Here is a 19,502-nt window from a genome sequence, read left to right as displayed (position 1 = left end):
AAACCTGCACAACTTAAAGTTTGCCTGTAAAGTGACAGGCCACATAATGACCGTTTCCGTAGTCTTTGAATTCGGGTACCTGCTTTGCACAGATATCCTTTGCGTAAGGGCATCTGGTTCTGAATTTGCAGCCTGAAGGAGGATTTACAGGTGAAGGTATTTCACCCTTCAGTATTATCCTGTTTCGCTTCTTTGCAATTTCAGGATCGGGCTCCGGAATCGCAGTGAGCAGTGCCTGAGTGTATGGGTGAAGAGGATTCCTATACAATTCCTCGGATTCAACCAGTTCGACAATGTGCCCCAGATACATGACTCCCACCCTGTCGCAGGTATGTCTTACAACTCCAAGGTCGTGAGAGATAAACAGGTATGTCAGATTCAATCTTTCCTGCATCTCTTCAAGAGTATTTATGATCTGCGCTCTTATTGATACGTCAAGTGCCGAAACAGGTTCATCGCAGACTATAAATTCCGGCTCTACGGCTATGGCGCGTGCTATACCGATTCTTTGACGCTGACCGCCTGAAAATTCATGGGGATAACGTGAAGAATGTTCGGTATTCAGACCAACCAGTTTTAAGAGCTCTCTTATTTTATCGGCCCTGTCCTTTTTTGAAGTTGCAAGCTTGTGTATGTCCAGAGCTTCACCCACAATATCCGATACTGTCATACGGGGATCAAGGGATGCATACGGATCCTGGAAAATGTACTGCATTTTCTTTCTGTAGGGCAGCAGTTTGCCCTTTTGGAATTTTGTTATATCCACCCCTGAAAACTTGATCTGTCCGGAAGTAGGATCGTAAACCCGGAGTATGGAGCGGCCCAGGGTGGTTTTACCCGAACCCGACTCACCTACGAGACCCAGAGTTTCCCCTTTGTATATATTGAAGGTAACGTCGTCAACCGCTTTTACGGAGGCTTTTTCCCCTAAATTATTCCTTATGTTGAAATATTGCTTTAGATTATTAACTTCTATAAGAACCTTTTTATCTTCAGCAGAAGTTCCGGTTTCCTTAGCCATTCTTTTTTACCTCCGCATTATTATTTGCCCTCCGGTCATAAAGCCAGCAGGCAGTTCTATGCCCGTCCTCCCCAACATGTTCTGCCGGCATGTGGTTTATACAAACCTTAAGGCAGTTTTCACATCTGGGGGCAAATGCACAGCCCTTTGGAAGATTGAGAAGGTCAATAGGATTTCCTTTAATAGGAACCAGTTTTTCACCCTTCCTGTTCAGGTCGGGCAGAGAGCGTATCAAACCCTTTGTATAAGGGTGGCACGGATTGTGGAAAATACTGTACACCGTGCCCTGCTCAACAATTTTTCCTCCGTACATGACTATTACATCATCAGCCATATCGGCCACTATTCCAAGATCATGGGTTATAAGCACTATGGCCATGCCGGTTTTTTTCTGGATATCCTTCAGCAGTTCAAGTATCTGAGCCTGTATGGTAACATCAAGCGCAGTTGTGGGCTCGTCTGCTATAAGCAGCTTGGGAGCACCTGCAAGAGCCATGGCTATCATTGCCCTTTGGCGCATACCTCCTGAAAATTCATGGGGATACTGGGAAAGACGTTTTTCGGGTTCATTTATACCCACCAGGGACAACAGCTCTATGGACCTTTTCTTTATTTCTTCCTTTGAGATCTTTCCGTATTTGTGGTACAGGGATTCGGCTATCTGATTTCCGATAGTAAATACAGGATTCAGACAGGTCATTGGATCCTGAAAAATCATTGCTACTTCGTTACCTGAAAAATTCTGTCTTTCAGCTTTCTTCATTGCTGAAACATCCTTGCCGTCGAAAGTAATGCTGCCCCCAACCATTTTACCGGGCTTGTCTATAAGTCCCATGATTGAATAGGAGGAAACACTTTTTCCGGAACCCGATTCACCAACGATACCCAATACCTTACCGGGTTCAAGGGTGTAACTTACACCGTTAACGGCTTTAACCTCACCGGCCGGTGTAAAAAACGAAACTTTTAAATCATTTATTTTAAGCAATTCTTTACTCATTAGTTAACCTCCTATTTCTTCATTCTTGGATCCAGTGCGTCTCTGAGCCCGTCCCCAAAAAGATTCATGGACAATATGATGATACTTATGGTTGCAGCCGGGAAAATAAGCATGTAGGGATATGAATATATACCCTTCAGTGCCGCCTGTGACAAGGATCCCAGTGAAGCCATGGGTATGGATACACCAAGACCTATGAAACTTAAAAATGATTCGACAAATATGGCTTCAGGTATTTTTAGGGTTGCAACAACAATTATCTGACCGATACAGTTAGGTATCAAATGTTTTAATATGATATCCTTACTGCCGGCGCCAAGCACCTTTGCAGCCAGGACATATTCCTGCTCTTTCAAAGCCAGGATTTGTCCGCGGACTATTCTGGCCATATCAACCCAGTAGAGCAGTGCCAGAACAAAGAATATACTTATCAAACCGACTCCCAGGCCTTTGAGAAAACCGGGAGCATTTGCGGAGGACAGGAATTTGTCTATAGGGTTCTTAAGAACTACCTGGAGCAGTATAACGATCAAAATTGTAGGTATGGAATAAACTATATCAACAATTCTCATCATTACAATATCGACCCAGCCTCCGAGAAAACCGGAAATTGCGCCATACAGTATACCTATTATGGATATCATTACAGCGGCAACAACACCGACAGAAATAGAGATTCTGGCACCGATCATGGTTCTGGTGAACAAATCTCTTCCAAGGCTGTCGGTACCAAAAATATGCTGGGCATTCGGAGATAAATTCTCACTGCCTTTATTAATCTGGTCATATGCATATGGTGAAAGCATGGGACCTATGATGGCTGCCAGTATAACCAGCAATATAACAATCAGTGAACCCATGGCAACCTTGTTGGTCCTGAGCCTTTTCCAGGCATCCTTCCAATACCCCACCGACGGCCGCATAACTTCGACCGTTGCCTTTTCACTCTCTGTGGCAGGTATAAACAATTTATTATCTAAAATTTCGGATTTATTCATCTCTTTCTCCATTCCGCTGCCCCGCAGCAATATTTTGTAATGAAACCCTGCTTATTTTGTAATATTGATTCTCGGATCAACGAATCTGTATATTATATCCACCAAGAAGTTCATAAAAATAAGCACCGCACCGAAGAAGATGGTTACACCCATAACTGTTGGATAATCCTTTGCGGTAATACTGGTTACAAAAGAACTTCCCAATCCGGGAATGGAAAATATGGATTCTATTACGAAGGAACCTGTTAACACACCTGCAACCATTGGGCCGGCATAGGTGACAACCGGCAGAATTCCATTTCTCAAGCCATGTTTAAAAATAACCATCCTGTCGGAGAGCCCTTTGGCACGTGCAGTCCTGATATAGTCCTGATTAATGACATCCAGCATTGATGAGCGCATGAGTCTTGTAATAAAGCTCAGCGGGAAAAAGGAGAGAGCAAAGCCGGGCAGGATATAGCTGGACAGGGTATCCAGATGACTTACCGTCGGGAATAAATGAAATTTGACCCCGAATACCACCATGCTTACCGTGGCTACAACAAAGCTGGGAACAGCTATACCTACAGTTACGATAAGCATTATTGCCCTGTCGGTCCCCGTATTTTTCTTTAGTGCGCTGATAGTACCAAGTACAGTACCCACAAGGATGGCAATGGCACTGGAGAAGAGCCCGAGTTTAAGAGAATATGGGAACTTTCTCACTATTATGTCCTTTACATCCTGGCCGGCCAGAGTGATTGATTCACCAAAGTCTCCGGTAAGGACATTTTTTGCGTATTTTTCGTATTGAACCAGGATTGGCTTATCCAAACCATATTTTGCTTCAAGGTTTGCCAGAATTTCAGGAGTTAATTTTTTATCTCCCAGGAATGGGCTGCCTGGTGTTAAATGCATCAAGAAAAAAGTTAATGTAAACATAATCCATAATGTCAATAATGAAACCAACAATCTCTTAAGTATATATTTTGCCATGTGACCTCCTAGCTGCGACCCTTTTAACGCAGTTTCAAAAAAATAAGCTTGCATTTATCTATATATTTAGCAAACCGATTAAGTTATACTCTTCCATTTTGACACAGTAAAACAATCAGTCCGAATATTAAATGTGACGACAATGTCACCTGAGAGTTAAACAGTAAACTGATGTTGTTTGTAGAAAAAAGAAAAAATAATATTATATTGTCGAATTATACTACAAAATAGATAACGATTCAATATTATATTAATCCCAATAAGTCTGTCAAATACTGCATATATGCGGATTATATGGTTTGGTATAATATCACCAAAATTCGACAATTGATTTTATGTAAATCGCCCATCAACGAGGGGACACGCTGATTGTTTACCATAATGAAGTAATAGTGAACAATCAAATCATAAGGTCAGCCGGAATGAGATGGTAAAAAAAACATTAGGAAAGTAAAGATTTTATAAAAACGACGGATCTAAAAGGAATGTTGCTGTTAAATTTATTAATAACTTTCAAGGATACAAGCTTTTTTTTTGCGAAGATATGTTTTCTGCTGCCTTGCAGGTATGTAAAAAATGCGTAACAAACCTAAAAACTGTCATGTAGTAATTGTTTTCCAAATTATATAACATTAAATTACTGGACACGACATATTCAAAGAAATGATAAGGAGCTTTCGGTATGAAAACAAACCCGGTACAACTATCCCCACAAAATTCAATTCAATATAACCGGAAAAGCGAATTAAAAAGTAAGCTTAAACGGCAAAGGGCAGTACTTTTGCTGCTGATTCCGGGAGTAGTCTGGTATCTGATATTTAAATATGCCCCCATGGCAGGAGCAATTGCAGCTTTTACCGACTATGGGACAAGGGCGGACATATCCTTTATAGGTCTGGAGAATTTTAAGCAGTTATTCGGTTCGCCCGGTTTCTGGGGAGCCTTCAGAAATACTCTCCTGATAAGCCTGTACAATTTGCTGTTCTATTTTCCGCTGCCCATAATACTTGCTCTTCTAATGAATGAAATAGTAATAACCAGGATAAAACGGGTAGTTCAGTTTGTAGTTTACATACCCCACTTTTTCTCCTGGGTTGTAATCGGAGCTATTTTTTCCATGGTATTATCGCCAAGTAATGGTTTTGTAAACCAAATCATTTCTGCTTTTGGCCTGGAACCGCAGTACTTTATGGTAGATCCCAAATGGTTCAGATCTGTTCTGGTAAGCTCCTATATATGGAGAGATGTAGGTTACGGAACAATTATATATATTGCTACCATATCCTCTATTGACGAGCAGCTGTATGATGCGGCCACTGTGGATGGCTCGGGCTATTGGGGAAAATTGCTGTACGTCACTCTTCCCTCCTTGAAAAGTACCATAGCCACCGTTCTTCTGCTGACGGTAGCCCGTATACTTCTGATATTCGAACAGGTTCTGGTTATGTATGTTCCGCCGGTTTACAGTGTCAGTGAAGTTTTGACCACATACTCTTTTACCGAGGGATTGCTGAACGGAAACATCGGCTACGCAACGGCAGTAAGTTTATTTACTGCGGTTATAAGTGCAGTACTGGTCATTGGCTGCAATAAGGCCAGCAAGAAATTCCTTGATGAAAGCATCTTATAACAATAACTTACATTGGAGGTGAGAGCTGTGAAAAATGTTGGAATAGGAAGAAGAATATTTGTATTGGGTAACGGTTTATTTTTAATTTTGGTAAGTATGATAGTTTTAATACCTCTGCTGCTTGTTGTTTCCACGTCAATTTCCCCGGATGAAGTTGTAGCCAGGCAGGGATATGTACTAATACCCAAATCCATTACCTTTGCAAATTATTTTGCAATTTTTAACAGCGGGTATATGCCCGCCTTCTATAATTCACTGTTTGTTACAATCAGTGCAACCCTTTTCTCAATGGGTATGACCCTTGTAATGGGATATGCACTGGCTCAGAAAGATTTGATATTTAAAAATTTTTTGTTAAGATTTGTAGTTGCAACCATGGTTCTGGATGCGGGAATCATCCCGTTTTACCTTGTAGTTAACAAGCTGGGGATGATAGACAGCTATCTCTCTTTGATAATTCCTTCGGCAATTTCCACCTACAACTTGATCCTCATGAAAAATTATATGGCCTCCATTCCCGAAAGCCTGATGGAATCAGCAAGACTGGACGGCTGTACCGAACTGGGAATTTTAATAAAAATCGTTATTCCTGTTTCAATTCCAATAATAGCGGCAGTTACTCTATTTTATGCCGTGTCTCACTGGAACACCTATCTGTATGTTGTTATGTTCATAAACGACAGCAGTAAATATACTCTTCAGATATTGCTGCGGCAGTTGATATTCCAGTCGGAATCGGCTATTTCATCGGCATCGGCATTAAATAATTTCAAAATGTCCGTAATGATAATGACGATGCTCCCGGTACTTATACTTTACCCATTCATACAGAGATATTTCATATCAGGTATTATGCTTGGATCTGTAAAGGGCTGAGTCAGGTGCCCAATTACAACGATTGGATAAAAACAAAGGTGATTTTTCCAATACCGGACGAAAACCGGGGACTATTTGTCCATTGGTTTTTGATATATAATTTAATAGAAAGGGGTAGAACAAATGGCTAAAATCAGAAAAGTAATTGCGCTGATAATGGTTGCTGTAATGGCGGTGGTAATGTTTGCCGGCTGCGGAGGAGCGAGTAAGGAGACGGGAGCGGCCAACAGTACCAAGGCTGCCGTCAGCACCGCTGCGGTGTCGTCAACTCAGCAGACGGATGCTCCAAAGGAAAAGGTTAAATTATCCTTCTTCCTTTCACAGACTGGATGGGGTGGGGAGGCTGTTGATCCTGAACTCATGGCTGAAGTGGAAAAGGTCATAGAGGGTAAGACAAATACCGATCTGGAAGTAATCGCACCTCCTCAGAGCAGTTACAATGATAAACTGAATGTTGTTCTTGCTTCGGGGGATATACCTGATATATTTGCAGTAAGAAAAGCAATGGACAATATCCACGTTATGGCATCAAGAGGTTATACAATGCCATTGGATGATCTAATCAAGCAGGCACCGGAAATAACTTCACTGGTTGATCAGACATACCTGGATTACCTGAAGGTTGACGGAAAGCTGCAAGGTGTGCCCATGTATGTTCCTCTGTCCAAGTTCATATGGATGAGAAAAGACGTAATGGATGCAAACGGAGTGAAACTTTCCGAGACACCTACTACCGACGAATTCTATAATGAGATGAAGAAGCTTGTCGGAAAGGGAGTAATACCATTTACTTTTGCAAAGTTCCTTGACAATCTTCCATTCTTCTTTAATCCGTTTGGTGCATATTACGGGATAGGGGAAAAGGACGGCAAGTATATTGACGGGTTCAATACACCTGAGGCAAAGGAAGCTCTTGCCTATGTTGCAAAACTCTATAAGGAAAAGATATGGGATCAGGAATTCCTTACAAACGAGAATACAACTATAAGAGAGAATCTTTTCTCAGGAAAAGCCGCATCAACGCTGGACTATTATAATAGATACATATACTTCTGCACAGAGGCTGAAAACGTAAAAGCACCCACAGAATTTGTACCAATTTATGAACTGAAAGGGCCAAAAGGGCAGGGCGGCAATCTGTATGAAGCAATTCAGGATGCTCTCTGTATATCTTCAAAATCAAAGAATCCCGACAGGGCACTTGATGTACTTAAGTACTATGTATATTCCGAGGAAGGTGTTAAACTCAGATGCCTTGGGGTTGAAGGAAAACACTACACTCTGGAAAACAATATAATAACACCTACTGAAAAAGCAAAGAACTCAGGTTATAAATGTGATGTAAATCAGTTCTATCTGTACTACCCCAAGATAACGGATTTTGGCTTTAAATGGTCGGAAACAATAGAGAAGCTCATACCTCTGCAGGTTAAATTCAATGAGGAGACAAACAGGCACCTTGGACCCAAGTACTCTATTCCCAGCAACAAGTCGGATCTCTATAACAAGAATCTGAGCGGATATAAGAAGAAAATTGATGAAATATCCTCTAAGATCATAATGGGATCATGTTCGGTTGATGAGGGATACAAGGAATATGAGGCTTTCTGGAAGAGCATCAACGGGGATGGGATGCTTGCAGAGCTGAATAAATAAGCAAACAAAAGTCAGCAGATTCAGAAGAGGGCTAACATTCTGAGTCTGCCGGCTTTTTGGCTGTATGGAAAAAGTACATTGCTTCAGGCAGGAGGAACTGCAAATGAGGGAGAATCTGAACAGCAGTCAGATTAACACAAACTTTAAAATCTTTGCAACCGAGAAAAAAATCATAGTGTATTTTTTTCTTATTGTCATAGTGATATTTTTTATGTTCAATTCTCTCTTTTACAGATTGTATGCTTCAAACATAAGACAGATAGTTATTCAGGAAAGCAGGAGCAATGTCAAGAAAACTGTGGAGTATACCGACATGATTGTGGAAGGTATGGAGTATACCGCCGATGTTATTCAGAACAACCAGCTGATCCAGCAGCAGGTTGACCCGTCCCAGCGGAGCAGCACACCCAGCTACCGCATTAATCCCGATATAATAAGCACTCTTCAGAGCATAGTTACAAATTCGGTCAAAAGTGCCGCCTCAATCGATTTGTATCTGAATGTAAATAATAAACTGTATACCAGTGATTATGGGGTATTTTCCTATTTGAACGCTGAAAAAAGGGATTATTTCTATAAACTCCAGATTCAGGACGGAAGATTTGTTCTCACCAATAAATACAGGCAGAATATCAACTTTATAAAGGACAGGAATTATGAACAGATTACCTTTGTAAGACCTATTTATGTATTGTCCAACGGGACCAGGGCCGGTACGCTTGCCGTCAACTTTGACAAATATTATCTGAACAATATTATAAAAAGCGATTCCGAGGCCGGATCAATGATACTGGATGGAGAAGGGAATATTGTTGCCTCTTCGGTGCCTGAAGGCAAGGGCTATCCGCAGAATATAGAGAAGGAAATAAAAAAGCTGGTGACGGCTGAAAAGGGAGAAGGTCTGCAAAAGGTTTCAAATGGCGAATACATTATTGTGTATGATACTTCCCAGTACACCGGCTGGAAATTTGTTAATTTTGTGCCTGCAAACACGACCATGAAACAGATGGCACAGCTGAGGGACTATATTCTGGTTCTATTTCTTATAATGAATGTAATTACCGCTTCACTCTTTATTGTGCTGATGTCGGGTAAGATATACAGAAAGCTGAAAAAACTGATTTATGCAATGAAAGAGGTTGAAACGGGTAATTTCGGCATTAATATAGAACACCATGAAAAAGATGAATTCGGGTATATGTATACCAGCTTCAACAACATGGTGGGGAGAATAAAAAATCTTTTCGGGGAGCTATACGAGCAGAAACTGCTGCAAAAGGATGCCGAGCTGAAGCTGCTCCAATCAAAGATCAACCCCCATTTCATTTATAATATTTTTGATAATATGAACTGGCTTATCCAGCTGGAAAGGTATCAGGAATTGGAGGTGCTTGTAGGCTCTGTATCGGATTATTTCAAAAAAAGTCTCAATGCGGGAAGGGATTTCATATCTGTTGCAGATATGCTGGAACAGTTGAAAAGCTATGTTCTGATACAGAGGATAAGGTTCAGCAACAGGTTTACCTGTGAGTTTGATTTTGATGATGAAATAATTGATATGAATATTCCGAATTTTATGCTGCAGCCACTGCTTGAAAATGCAATCTGTCATGGTATAGAACCCAAAGCCGAGGAAAGCCATATTCAGGTTAAAGGGGTGAGAATCGAGGACAGAGTATTTTTTACGGTTGAGGATGACGGAGTAGGTATTGATCCGGAAAACATTCAAAAAATAATAGCATTTCTTGAAAGCACGGAGGCCGAGAGTGATAATTACTTTGCCCTTGCAAATATAAATAAAAGGATAAAGCTGTATTACGGAGCCGAGTATGGATTGACAGTAAGAAGTACCAGGGGGGCCGGTACAAAAGTAACCATTATAATTCCGTTTAAGAAAATAACAGAAAATTATTAAAGGCCGGGAGGACTTGTCATGTTGAAAATGCTGATTGCAGATGATGAGCAGATCATTGTTGAGGGGATCAGGGCGAGCATAGATTGGAAAAGCTTTGATATCTGTGTTGCCGGAACTGCAAAAAACGGGGTTGAAGCCCTGGATATGGCAATAAAACTGCACCCGGAGATAATAATTACCGACATAAAAATGCCGGGTTTAAACGGACTTGAGCTTGTAAAGGAAATCAGAAAACTGATCCCCTGTGTAAAAATAATCCTTATCAGTGCTTACGAGCAGTTTGATTTTGCCAGGGAGGCCATTGAGCTCGGGGTCTGCTCTTATATAACAAAGCCGCTTAAAAAGCAGAAAATCATTGAAGAAGTAATCAAGCTCCGTGACCTGATCCTTAAGGAAAAAACTGAAAAAGAGAAAAACAATAAATATGAGGAATTATATCTTTCAAATCTTCCCATACTCAGGGAACATTACCTGAACAGCCTCATTATCGGGAAAACAAGACTTACGGGGGACTATGGAAAACAATTCACCACCTACGATATAGACATCGATGAAAATGATGTGGGAGTATTTGTCTGTTCAATTGACAATATAGAGGATACCTCCGAGGAATTCTTCGAAAAAAGTGTACAGATCATCCATCTCAGGATATCTGAAATGATACAGGAGCTCATACCTCCGGAATACAGGAAAACTATATTTCAGAGCTACAATAACGAAGTTGTTACCATATTCAACGCCTCCTCCGACCATGCTGCAACCATAAAGGATATTGCACTGACAGCCGAGACTATAAAGAATACTCTGAAAAGAGAAATAGATATATCGGTCAGCGCCGGCATAGGCAGAATATACCCGCAGTTGAAGGAGGTTGCCGAATCCTATCAGGAAGCGGTCAAAGCTCTCAACTACAGGCTGGTATATGGCAACAACGCAGTTTTGTACATAGACAATGTTGAAATAAAGAATACAAAACGGGAATACATGATTCCGGATTTAAGTGATATCCTGACTTCGGTGCAGAATATTCTGTGGACCGGCAAGGAGGAAGAGGTCCGGAAACTTGTCAGTAACCGGATAGACAGCCTGCTGAAAGGAAAGAGCATCCCCTATTACTATGTTCAGCAGGTATACTGCCAGCTTCTTTCCACCTTGCTGAGAACTACCTATGAAATCAATATTTTGCCGGAGCAGCTTTACGGCACTCCCGTGCATTTATATGGAGAAATTTTTAAAAGGCAGACCATGGAAGAGATGAAGGACTGGTACTGTGACCTTGCTTCAAGGGTCTGCAGTATCATTAACGAAAGAAAGACTGCCAGATCGGGATATGTTATAAAGATGGCCGTAGACTATATTAAAGATCACTGCAACAAGGATATTTCCCTGGGAGAGGTGGCCGAGCACGTAAATCTGAATCCCTCCTACCTGAGCAGAATATTCAAGGAAGAGACAGGAACCCAGTTTGTGGAATACGTGCGAAAGGTAAAAATGGAAATGGCAAAGGAACTGCTCAGGAACACAAACAAAAAAATATACGGAATATGCGAGGAACTAGGCTACCAGAACGTACAGTATTTCTCAACAATTTTCAAGAATACCACAGGAATGACACCCCTGGAGTTCAAAAAGACGGGAAAGTGTCAGGAACTATAGATATAAGTAAATAGAAAGTGATGGTGACGGTATGAGATTGGGTGTCAGGGCACATGATTTTGGAAAACAGCCGGTTGAAGAGCTGGCGAAAAAAATAGGCGGTAAGGGTTTCAGCAGTATACAACTGGCGATTAACAAAGCAATAGACGGGATAGATTATGATAATGGCAGACTTAGTCCCGGACTGGCCAATCATATTTACAGGGCTTTTGACAAATATGATATCCAGATAGCGGTACTGGGATGCTACATAAACCCCGTACATCCTGACCCTGATATCCGCAGAAGCCAGCTGGACAGGTTTAAGGAGCATATAAGATATGCAAGGGACTTCGGCAGCAGTATTGTTGCAACCGAGACAGGTTCACTGAATGCGGATTTTTCCTACAATCCTGAAAACCATGGGGAGAGGGCTTTTAAAATGCTGCTGGAAAGCCTGAAGGAACTGGCGGAGGAGGCTGAAAAATTCGGTGTGATTGTGGGATTGGAAGGTGTAAGCCATTATACCATGAACAATCCCGAAAAAATTGCAAGGACATTGGACCAACTTGGCTCAAACAACGTACAGGTGGTATTTGACCCCGTTAACCTCCTGACGGCCAATAATTATCACAGGCAGGAGGAAGTGGTGAAGGAAGCCTTCCGGCTTTTCGGAGACAGGATGGCTGCTTTTCATGCCAAGGACTTCGTTGCAGAGGGTGATAAACTGAAGGTTGTCCAGGCAGGAGAAGGTTCCTTCAACTATGCATATACCTTCGGGCTTTTAAAGGAAAGAAAGCCGTTCATTGATATACTCATGGAAAATGCAAGACTGGATATTATGGACAGAGGAATGGAGTTTTTAAGGGAAAGGTACTATCTGCCGTCTCCTGCTTAACCAGCGCAGGCTGGCTGTAACTGTCCAGCCTGCAGTTTGAAAAGGTGACCCCTTCTGCTGAGTTCAGCTGGTAGACAGGGCCTTCAACTCCCCTTACCGACACATTGTTAAAGCTTATATTTTTTACGTTGGCACAAAATACTCCCATTTTTAAGGTTTCTCCAACGCCATCCATCATGGCAGGTACTCCGGGAACTGCATTTTCCGCCATGGAGATGCTGATGCTGTCAAAGGTTATATCCTCTATGGGCATTTCGGGGAGTCCGTACAGGAAGGCGGCGGCAGCATGGGCATTGACAGCTGTGATGCCGTTAAAATGGATACTCCTGAAAGCGGGAGTTTCAGCTGTAACAGGATAGCTCTCCCTGTCCCGGACTTTTTTTTCCTTGCCGCCTTCTCCGCAAAAGTAGAACTGATGCATTACGATGGGACACATGACGTCCTTCATTATCAGGTTGCTCACTCTTATATCGCAGACGGTTCCTCCGCGGCCCCTGCGTGTTTTCAAACGGATGCCCCGGTCGGTGCCCTCAAATATGCAGTTGGATATAACAATATTTCTGATTCCTCCGCTCATTTCACTTCCGATGACGACACCGCCATGGCCGTGAAGCAGTGTGCAGTTGGTCACGCAGACATTTTCACAGGGTATCAGATATTTCCCGTTCTCAACACCGGACTTTATGGCAATACAATCATCCCCTACATCCACCTGGCAGTTTGAAATCCGCACATTTTTGCAGGAATCGGGGTTTATTCCGTCGGTGTTTGGAGAATTTGGAGGATTAACTATTGAGATATTGTCTATGGTAATGTTCCGGCACCGGACAGGATTTACCGTCCAGGCGGGAGAATTGACCAGCAGCACCTTTTCCAGGAGGATTCTGCTGCAGTCCTCAAAATATAAAAGGCGGGGACGGGGATGTGCAAGTTTTCTCTGAAGATGGCTTTTCCACCAGAAGCCTCCCTGGCCGTCTATTGTTCCGGTGCCTGTTATACATATGTTTTGGGCCGCCCGTGCATAAATCATGGGCATATAACCCGGCCCTTCGGTGCCCTCCCATCTGACCTCCCTCACAGGATAGTCCTCTATCCTGTCACTGAATAATACTCTGGAACCGGCCTCAAGATGAAGGGTCACATTGCTTTTCAATTCAATGGGGCCGGTGAGAAAGGTCCCGGACGGAACATATACGGTTCCCCCTCCATGCTGCCTACATTCTTCAACGGCAGCAAAAAATGCCTTTGTACACAGCTCTGCACCGCCGGAAACGGCACCAAAATCAATTATATTATAAAAACCGGTTGGAATTGTCATATCAAATCTTTTCTCCTCAGTTTCTCAATTTCTGTTACGGCCAGTATCAAAGGGCCATAGCCCTTGTAATCGTTTTCGACCACAGGTTCGCTTATATAATAGGCAAAGGAGCCGTCTCTGTAAGGATTGCCGCCCAGGCCCGCAACGCTGCAAACATTTTTGAGGTTCATGGAGCCATTTTCATCGATATACGTCAAATGCTCAAGTATACCCTGGTAGGCCTTTAGCAGAGTCGCATTGAAGGTGCTGTCCAAGTAGCCGTAATGGATGCTCTTTGCATATGAATATGCAAACATACAGGAGGCGGAGGCTTCCAGGTAGTTTCCCTTTCGGTCGGGTAAATCGACTATTTGATACCATAAGCCTGTTTCCTTATCCTGAAATTTAGCAAGGGCGGTAAGTATATTTTTAAGGATATCTATAATTTCACTGCGTTTTGGATGAGTTGAGGGGAAATAGTCCAGAATATCCGCAACAGCCATTGCATACCAGCCCATGGCACGTCCCCAGAAATGAGGCGAGCAGCCTGTTATATCATTTGACCACTTCATACCCCTGCTTTCATCCCAGGCATGATACAGCAGGCCGGTTGCAGTATCCTTCGCGTTGGAAGCCAGCAGGATTACCTGGTTTGCTATATCGTCAAATGCTTGGACCTCATCAAAAAGCAGGGCATATTGAGCATAAAAGGGAGAGCTCATGTATACACCGTCAAGCCACATCTGATGGGGGTAAACGGCTTTATGCCAGAAGCCTCCCTGTCGGTTCCGGGGCTGTCTGCCCAGCTGGTTTCTCAGAGTGTTGGCAGCCTTCCTGTACCTGATATCCGAGGTTTCGTTATACAATAGCAGCAGTATTTTTCCGGGATTGACCATATCGAGATTTAACTCGTTTATGTCGTAGTCAATTATATTGCCCCCGTTGTCTATAAATCTATCGGCCGAATGTCTTATGTAATCAAAGTATTCACTTTTGCCTGTAAGCCTCCACACACCCTCAACAGCTTTAAGTATGAGGCCAAGCTCATAACACCATTTGTCAAGATATTTTGAATGCCTGGACATTGCGGATTTTGCCGCTATTTCAGGCAAATCCTTCTCAAAAGCATTGATTTGCATACTGATCCTCCGTTCTAAAACGTATTATATGTTGCCGTTATTTTTTATTGTATTGACATGTGAATTACCTGATAGTTGCTCCAATGAAATTTTCTGATAATACTCTCTATGATAATTATAGCCTCTTAAATTAACAGTATCTGCGCAAATATAGCCACTATTTGTTTGAATATAGCAATTATTGCTCTCGGAGTTTATAATGGTAATGAGCAGTAATAAAAATGGTAATTAAAACGGTAATGAGGATCATGAAGGTGTGGTTATGACCGGCAGAGCTGTGAGAGACTTGAGATAGGGACGGAGGGTTTTATGAATATACGGAGTTTTACAAGTGAAGATGACAATTTTTCAATATCGAGTTCAAGGGTGAAGGGGTATTTTTCAATGCCTTCAAGGCATTTTCACGACAAATATGAAATATATTACCTCAGAGCAGGTGAGAGATATTATTTTGTAAAAGATAAGGTTTTCCATATAAAAAAAGGCCACCTGGTTTTGATAAAAGAAGGGGAGCTCCATAAAACCACCGATGCCGAAAAACCGGATCACGAAAGGCTGCTGATATATTTTAAGAAACCGTTCATTGAGACTGCAAACAAATCCACAGACAGGATTCTGAACCTGCTTAACGGCAAAAGCTACTGCGTTATGGGACTGTCATTGAAGGAGAGTCAGGAAGTTGAAAGAATATTTTCCGAAATGTTTCAGGAGACAGAAGCACAGGAAGAGTGCTTTGAAATATGTCTGCAGGGCTTGCTGATGAAACTGCTGGTGTATATGGGCAGATATATCCGGCAGACGGATGCCAATGTATTTCTTTCAAGCAGTCCCAAGCATGAAAAGGTATCTGAAATAGTAAAGTATATTAATGAACATTATTCAGAAGAATTGTCCATACCGGGGATAGCCAGGCTGTTCTTTATCAGCCCCTACTATTTGAGCAGGATTTTCAAGGAAACAACGGGGTTTACTCTTTTGGAGTACATTAATACCGTGAGGATAAGGGCAGCCCAGGAGCTCCTGCTGAATAAAAAGTTTAAGGTTATTGAAATTGCCGAAAAGTCCGGTTTCGGAAGTGTGTCCCAATTCAACAGGGTATTCAGGCAGATAGCAGGCTATTCCCCCTTGAGCTACAGGAAGGGTTCGGTTAAATAGTGTCTGTTATATCCAAAACGTACCGCTTTATTCCAACTGGCCGCAACGCAGTCCTGTGAAATTTTAAAAGTCGGCATTTCAGCAATTTCTGCATATCTTTTTGCAATATACGCCAAGAAATAAGCAATTATTTTTAATAAAATAGGCTTATAAACAAAAACAGTCTATTTTTGAGGAGGCATATATGGAGAATCTAAGCAGAAAACTTATTGGGGAAAAAGGCAAAGCTCTTATAAATATACCAACCGGTCCAACGGAAAAATATCCCGAGAAGGTGCTTCAATTTGGGGAGGGCAACTTTTTAAGAGGCTTTGTGGACTGGATGATCAATACCTTAAACTCAAAAGGGCTTTTTGAGGGCAATGTTGTTGTGGTTCAGCCTATCAAAAGCGGCCTGGTAGATAAAATAAACGACCAGGGAGGAGCTTATACCCTTATACTCAGAGGTGTCCAGAACGGCAGGATAGTGGACAGCAGGGAGGTTATAACCGCCATCAGCCGCGGCATAGATTTATATGCCCATTATGATGAATATATGAAAATGGCTGAAAGCGACGAGCTGCGATTTATAATATCAAACACTACCGAAGCGGGAATTTCCTATAATCCTGAGGACAGCTTGCAGCAAGAACCTCCGGTATCCTATCCCGGCAAGCTTACGGCACTTCTTTACAGGAGGTTCAAAGCTTTTGGCGGAAACCCGGAAAAAGGCCTGATAATAATCCCCTGCGAACTCATTGACAGGAATGGTGACAATCTGAAGAGGATCGTATTGCAGCTTGCGGAGGAATGGAGCCTGGGAGAGGCTTTCATAAAATGGGTAAGGGAAGCAAATCACTTCCTGAATACACTGGTGGACAGAATAGTAACCGGCTATCCCAGAGAAGAGGTCCCGACTCTGGAAGAAGAATTGGGTTACAGGGACGGTTTGCTTGATACCGGAGAAATATTCCATCTGTGGGTTATAGAAGGCGACAGCAGACTGGCCGAAGAGATTCCTTTTACAAAGGCAGGGCTCAACGTTGTATGGACGGATAATATGAAACCGTATAGAGACCGGAAGGTAAGAATCCTCAACGGTGCTCATACAATGACGGTTCTGGCCGCATACCTGTATGGACTGGACACCGTTAAGGAATGTATGGATGACAAGCTTATCAGTACCTATATGAAGAAGGGGATATTCGACGAGATAATTCCAACATTGGATCTGAAAGAGGAAGAATTGGTCAAGTTCGCTCATGATGTTCTTGAAAGGTTTTCAAACCCATTTATCAAGCATTATCTTTTGAGCATTTCACTTAATTCGGTATCAAAATTCAAGGCACGGGTACTGCCGTCACTGCTGGAATACATCGAAAGAAAAGGTAAACTGCCTGAAATACTTACATTTTCTCTGGCAAGCCTTATAGCCTTTTATAAAGGAAAAGATATAAAGGATAATTACCTTTCGGGTGAAAGAAAAGGTGAGGAATATAAAATTTGTGACGATATGCACATTCTCGAAACCTTCAGGGACTGTTGGGAGAACTTTAACGGCACCGGAAAGGAAGTTGATGCCATAGTGGCCCGTATACTCTCGGAGTCAGACTGGTGGGGCAGTGATTTGAACAAAGTACCCGGATTGCCGGAGAAGGTTGCAGAACAGGTTTACTCCATAACGGCAAACGGCATTGAAGCCGCAATAAAAAAATTGTTGTAGGATAGAGGAGCAGTCACCTATTTGAAGATCGGAGAGGAATAATGAGCCAGTTAAAAGCTTTGAAAATTCATACAAGGGATAATGTAGCCGTTTTGCTGCAGGATGTTGAAAAGGGCGGAACTGTTGAGCTTGACGGGCTGGTAATATCAGCGGCCCAAGCTGTTCCGGCCGGGCATAAGATAGCTGTAGCCGACATTCCCGAGGGAGAAAACGTAATAAAGTATGGTTATCCCATAGGTCATGCAACCATGCCCATACAGGCAGGACAGCATGTCCACACCCATAATTTGACCACCAATCTGGGAGAGCTTCTGGAGTACTCTTATATGCCGGAGCTTTCAAGTGCCGGCACCGGCACAGCGGCTGAAAGCTTTTGGGGCTATGAAAGACAGGACGGCAAGGTGGGTATCAGGAATGAAATATGGATCGTAAATACAGTGGGCTGCGTAAATAAAACCTCTGATATGCTTGCCGCAAAGGCAAATGACATGTATAAGGGAATTGTTGACGGAGTGTATGCATTTCCCCATCCCTACGGCTGCTCGCAAATGGGTGGGGATCAGGAAAATACACAGAAAATCCTTGCCGGTATGGTGAGACACCCCAATGCAGGGGGCGTACTGGTGCTGGGTCTGGGCTGTGAAAATAACAATGTGGATGTGTTTAAAAAGGTATTGGGTCAGTATGACAGCAACAGGGTGAAGTTCCTTGTAACCCAGGAAGCAGGGGACGAAATTGAGGAGGGCTTGAAGCTGATTGGAGAACTGGCCCAATATGCCGGCAGCTTCAGAAGGACCCTGCAGCCTGTGTCAAAGCTGACAGTCGGCTTAAAATGCGGAGGTTCCGATGCATTTTCAGGAATAACCGCAAATCCGCTTGTGGGAATGTTTTCCGACGAGCTTCTGAGCCAGGGAGGTACTACTATACTGACAGAAGTACCTGAAATGTTTGGTGCCGAAACCTTGCTTATGAACAGGTGTGTCAATGAAAGTGTTTTTAACGGCACAGTCAGTCTTATAAACGATTTTAAGGAATATTACATCAAGCATGACCAGGTTATATACGATAACCCGTCCCCCGGCAATAAAAAGGGAGGAATAACCACCCTTGAGGAAAAGTCACTGGGCTGTACCCAAAAGGGCGGCACTGCAAATGTAGCCAGTGTACTGAATTACGGGGACCAGGTCAGGGAGCCGGGCTTGAACCTGCTCCAGGGTCCGGGCAACGATATTGTTGCAGTAACTACCCTGATGGCGGCAGGAGCGCAAATAATACTGTTTACTACCGGAAGGGGGACCCCTCTGGGGGCTCCGGTGCCCACAGTGAAGATATCCACAAATACGGCACTTTCAGAGAAAAAGAAGAACTGGATCGATTTTGACGCCGGAAGGATACTCAGCGGCAGCTCAATGGCTGAAGTGACCGCAGAGCTTTTCCAATATATAATCAGGCTTGCGTCAGGTGAAATAAGTACCAGGAACGAAGAAAACGGATATAGGGAGATTGCCATATTTAAAAACGGGGTGACCTTGTAGCAGCGAGTTTATTTGCAAGCTGGATAGGACACGTATATATATTTCAGTACTTCCACGCAAAACAAAACAA

General features: G+C 42.7%; 15 protein-coding genes. 9 read left to right on the top strand and 6 right to left on the bottom strand.

The features are described 5' to 3' along the window. Nucleotides 1–13 precede the first annotated feature (13 nt). The 4 genes from T344_RS0108240 to T344_RS0108225 are packed head-to-tail and all read right to left on the bottom strand — an operon-like array spanning nt 14 to nt 3,994. A complete protein-coding gene (locus tag T344_RS0108240; protein ID WP_027628309.1) occupies nt 14–1,021 on the bottom strand; it encodes an ABC transporter ATP-binding protein in 1,008 nt (335 codons plus the stop codon). Further along, on the bottom strand, nt 1,014–2,021 hold the full coding sequence (locus tag T344_RS0108235; protein ID WP_027628308.1) for an ABC transporter ATP-binding protein: 1,008 nt from the start codon (nt 2,019–2,021) through the stop codon (nt 1,014–1,016). Before T344_RS0108235 ends, T344_RS0108240 begins: the two co-directional genes overlap by 8 nt. 11 nt (nt 2,022–2,032) lie before the next feature. Then, nucleotides 2,033–3,019, bottom strand: coding sequence for an ABC transporter permease (locus T344_RS0108230; RefSeq protein WP_242842043.1), 987 nt, complete (start codon nt 3,017–3,019; stop codon nt 2,033–2,035). Between the two features lie 51 nt (nt 3,020–3,070). Then, nucleotides 3,071–3,994 carry an ABC transporter permease gene (locus T344_RS0108225; RefSeq protein ID WP_027628306.1) on the bottom strand — a complete coding sequence of 308 codons (924 nt, stop codon included), beginning with the start codon at nt 3,992–3,994 and terminating at the stop codon, nt 3,071–3,073. Nucleotides 3,995–4,676: 682 nt separating this feature from the next. Here T344_RS0108225 and T344_RS0108220 point away from each other — a divergent pair. From T344_RS0108220 to T344_RS0108195, 6 genes are all read left to right on the top strand, one after another. Continuing rightward, nucleotides 4,677–5,624, top strand: coding sequence for an ABC transporter permease (locus T344_RS0108220; protein ID WP_027628305.1), 948 nt, complete (start codon nt 4,677–4,679; stop codon nt 5,622–5,624). 27 nt (nt 5,625–5,651) lie between these two features. Continuing rightward, the gene (locus T344_RS0108215) at nt 5,652–6,500 is read left to right on the top strand and encodes a carbohydrate ABC transporter permease (protein ID WP_027628304.1); all 849 of its coding nucleotides are present in this window, start codon (nt 5,652–5,654) and stop codon (nt 6,498–6,500) included. A gap of 123 nt (nt 6,501–6,623) precedes the next feature. Then, complete coding sequence (locus T344_RS27860) at nt 6,624–8,156, top strand: extracellular solute-binding protein (protein WP_051571677.1); 1,533 nt, start codon at nt 6,624–6,626, stop codon at nt 8,154–8,156. Between the two features lie 103 nt (nt 8,157–8,259). After that, nucleotides 8,260–10,071, top strand: coding sequence for a sensor histidine kinase (locus tag T344_RS0108205; RefSeq protein ID WP_027628303.1), 1,812 nt, complete (start codon nt 8,260–8,262; stop codon nt 10,069–10,071). Between the two features lie 18 nt (nt 10,072–10,089). Beyond that, the gene (locus tag T344_RS0108200) at nt 10,090–11,727 is read left to right on the top strand and encodes a response regulator (RefSeq protein ID WP_027628302.1); all 1,638 of its coding nucleotides are present in this window, start codon (nt 10,090–10,092) and stop codon (nt 11,725–11,727) included. 31 nt (nt 11,728–11,758) lie between these two features. Further along, the gene (locus tag T344_RS0108195; RefSeq protein WP_027628301.1) at nt 11,759–12,604 is read left to right on the top strand and encodes a sugar phosphate isomerase/epimerase family protein; all 846 of its coding nucleotides are present in this window, start codon (nt 11,759–11,761) and stop codon (nt 12,602–12,604) included. Here T344_RS0108195 and T344_RS0108190 read toward each other — a convergent pair. Next, complete coding sequence (locus tag T344_RS0108190; RefSeq protein WP_027628300.1) at nt 12,546–13,922, bottom strand: glycoside hydrolase family 28 protein; 1,377 nt, start codon at nt 13,920–13,922, stop codon at nt 12,546–12,548. The two genes, T344_RS0108195 and T344_RS0108190, sit on opposite strands and share 59 nt — an antisense overlap. Continuing rightward, nucleotides 13,919–15,040 (bottom strand): glycoside hydrolase family 88/105 protein, encoded by a 1,122-nt coding sequence (locus T344_RS0108185; protein WP_051571675.1) that lies wholly within the window; start codon nt 15,038–15,040, stop codon nt 13,919–13,921. The genes T344_RS0108190 and T344_RS0108185 overlap by 4 nt, the downstream gene beginning before the upstream one ends. A gap of 309 nt (nt 15,041–15,349) precedes the next feature. Between T344_RS0108185 and T344_RS0108180 the strand changes: the two genes are divergently transcribed. The 3 genes from T344_RS0108180 (at nt 15,350) to T344_RS0108170 (ending at nt 19,432) form a co-directional block, all read left to right on the top strand. Continuing rightward, nucleotides 15,350–16,195, top strand: coding sequence for a helix-turn-helix domain-containing protein (locus T344_RS0108180; protein WP_027628298.1), 846 nt, complete (start codon nt 15,350–15,352; stop codon nt 16,193–16,195). A gap of 184 nt (nt 16,196–16,379) precedes the next feature. Beyond that, the gene (locus T344_RS0108175; RefSeq protein WP_027628297.1) at nt 16,380–17,897 is read left to right on the top strand and encodes a tagaturonate reductase; all 1,518 of its coding nucleotides are present in this window, start codon (nt 16,380–16,382) and stop codon (nt 17,895–17,897) included. Between the two features lie 41 nt (nt 17,898–17,938). Beyond that, a complete protein-coding gene (locus T344_RS0108170; protein ID WP_027628296.1) occupies nt 17,939–19,432 on the top strand; it encodes a UxaA family hydrolase in 1,494 nt (497 codons plus the stop codon). The last annotated feature ends 70 nt before the right edge of the window (nt 19,433–19,502 follow it).

It is taken from the genome of Ruminiclostridium cellobioparum DSM 1351 = ATCC 15832 (assembly GCF_000621505.1).
GTDB classification, from domain to species: Bacteria; Bacillota; Clostridia; order Acetivibrionales; family DSM-1351; genus Ruminiclostridium; species Ruminiclostridium cellobioparum.
Note: the sequence above shows the minus strand (reverse complement) of the source record. Positions and strands in the feature narration are given on the sequence as shown.

Bases quoted from the DNA above. Each gene is read 5' to 3' on its own strand.
- T344_RS0108220 (WP_027628305.1), top strand. From the start codon at position 4,677: ATGAAAACAAACCCGGTACAACTATCCCCACAAAATTCAATTCAATAT.
- T344_RS0108170 (WP_027628296.1), top strand. From the start codon at position 17,939: ATGAGCCAGTTAAAAGCTTTGAAAATTCATACAAGGGATAATGTAGCC.
- T344_RS0108185 (WP_051571675.1), bottom strand. From the start codon at position 15,040: ATGCAAATCAATGCTTTTGAGAAGGATTTGCCTGAAATAGCGGCAAAA.
- T344_RS0108230 (WP_242842043.1), bottom strand. From the start codon at position 3,019: ATGAATAAATCCGAAATTTTAGATAATAAATTGTTTATACCTGCCACA.
- T344_RS0108195 (WP_027628301.1), top strand. From the start codon at position 11,759: ATGAGATTGGGTGTCAGGGCACATGATTTTGGAAAACAGCCGGTTGAA.
- T344_RS0108205 (WP_027628303.1), top strand. From the start codon at position 8,260: ATGAGGGAGAATCTGAACAGCAGTCAGATTAACACAAACTTTAAAATC.
- T344_RS0108180 (WP_027628298.1), top strand. From the start codon at position 15,350: ATGAATATACGGAGTTTTACAAGTGAAGATGACAATTTTTCAATATCG.
- T344_RS0108225 (WP_027628306.1), bottom strand. From the start codon at position 3,994: ATGGCAAAATATATACTTAAGAGATTGTTGGTTTCATTATTGACATTA.
- T344_RS0108175 (WP_027628297.1), top strand. From the start codon at position 16,380: ATGGAGAATCTAAGCAGAAAACTTATTGGGGAAAAAGGCAAAGCTCTT.
- T344_RS0108235 (WP_027628308.1), bottom strand. From the start codon at position 2,021: ATGAGTAAAGAATTGCTTAAAATAAATGATTTAAAAGTTTCGTTTTTT.
- T344_RS0108200 (WP_027628302.1), top strand. From the start codon at position 10,090: ATGTTGAAAATGCTGATTGCAGATGATGAGCAGATCATTGTTGAGGGG.
- T344_RS0108190 (WP_027628300.1), bottom strand. From the start codon at position 13,922: ATGACAATTCCAACCGGTTTTTATAATATAATTGATTTTGGTGCCGTT.
- T344_RS27860 (WP_051571677.1), top strand. From the start codon at position 6,624: ATGGCTAAAATCAGAAAAGTAATTGCGCTGATAATGGTTGCTGTAATG.
- T344_RS0108240 (WP_027628309.1), bottom strand. From the start codon at position 1,021: ATGGCTAAGGAAACCGGAACTTCTGCTGAAGATAAAAAGGTTCTTATA.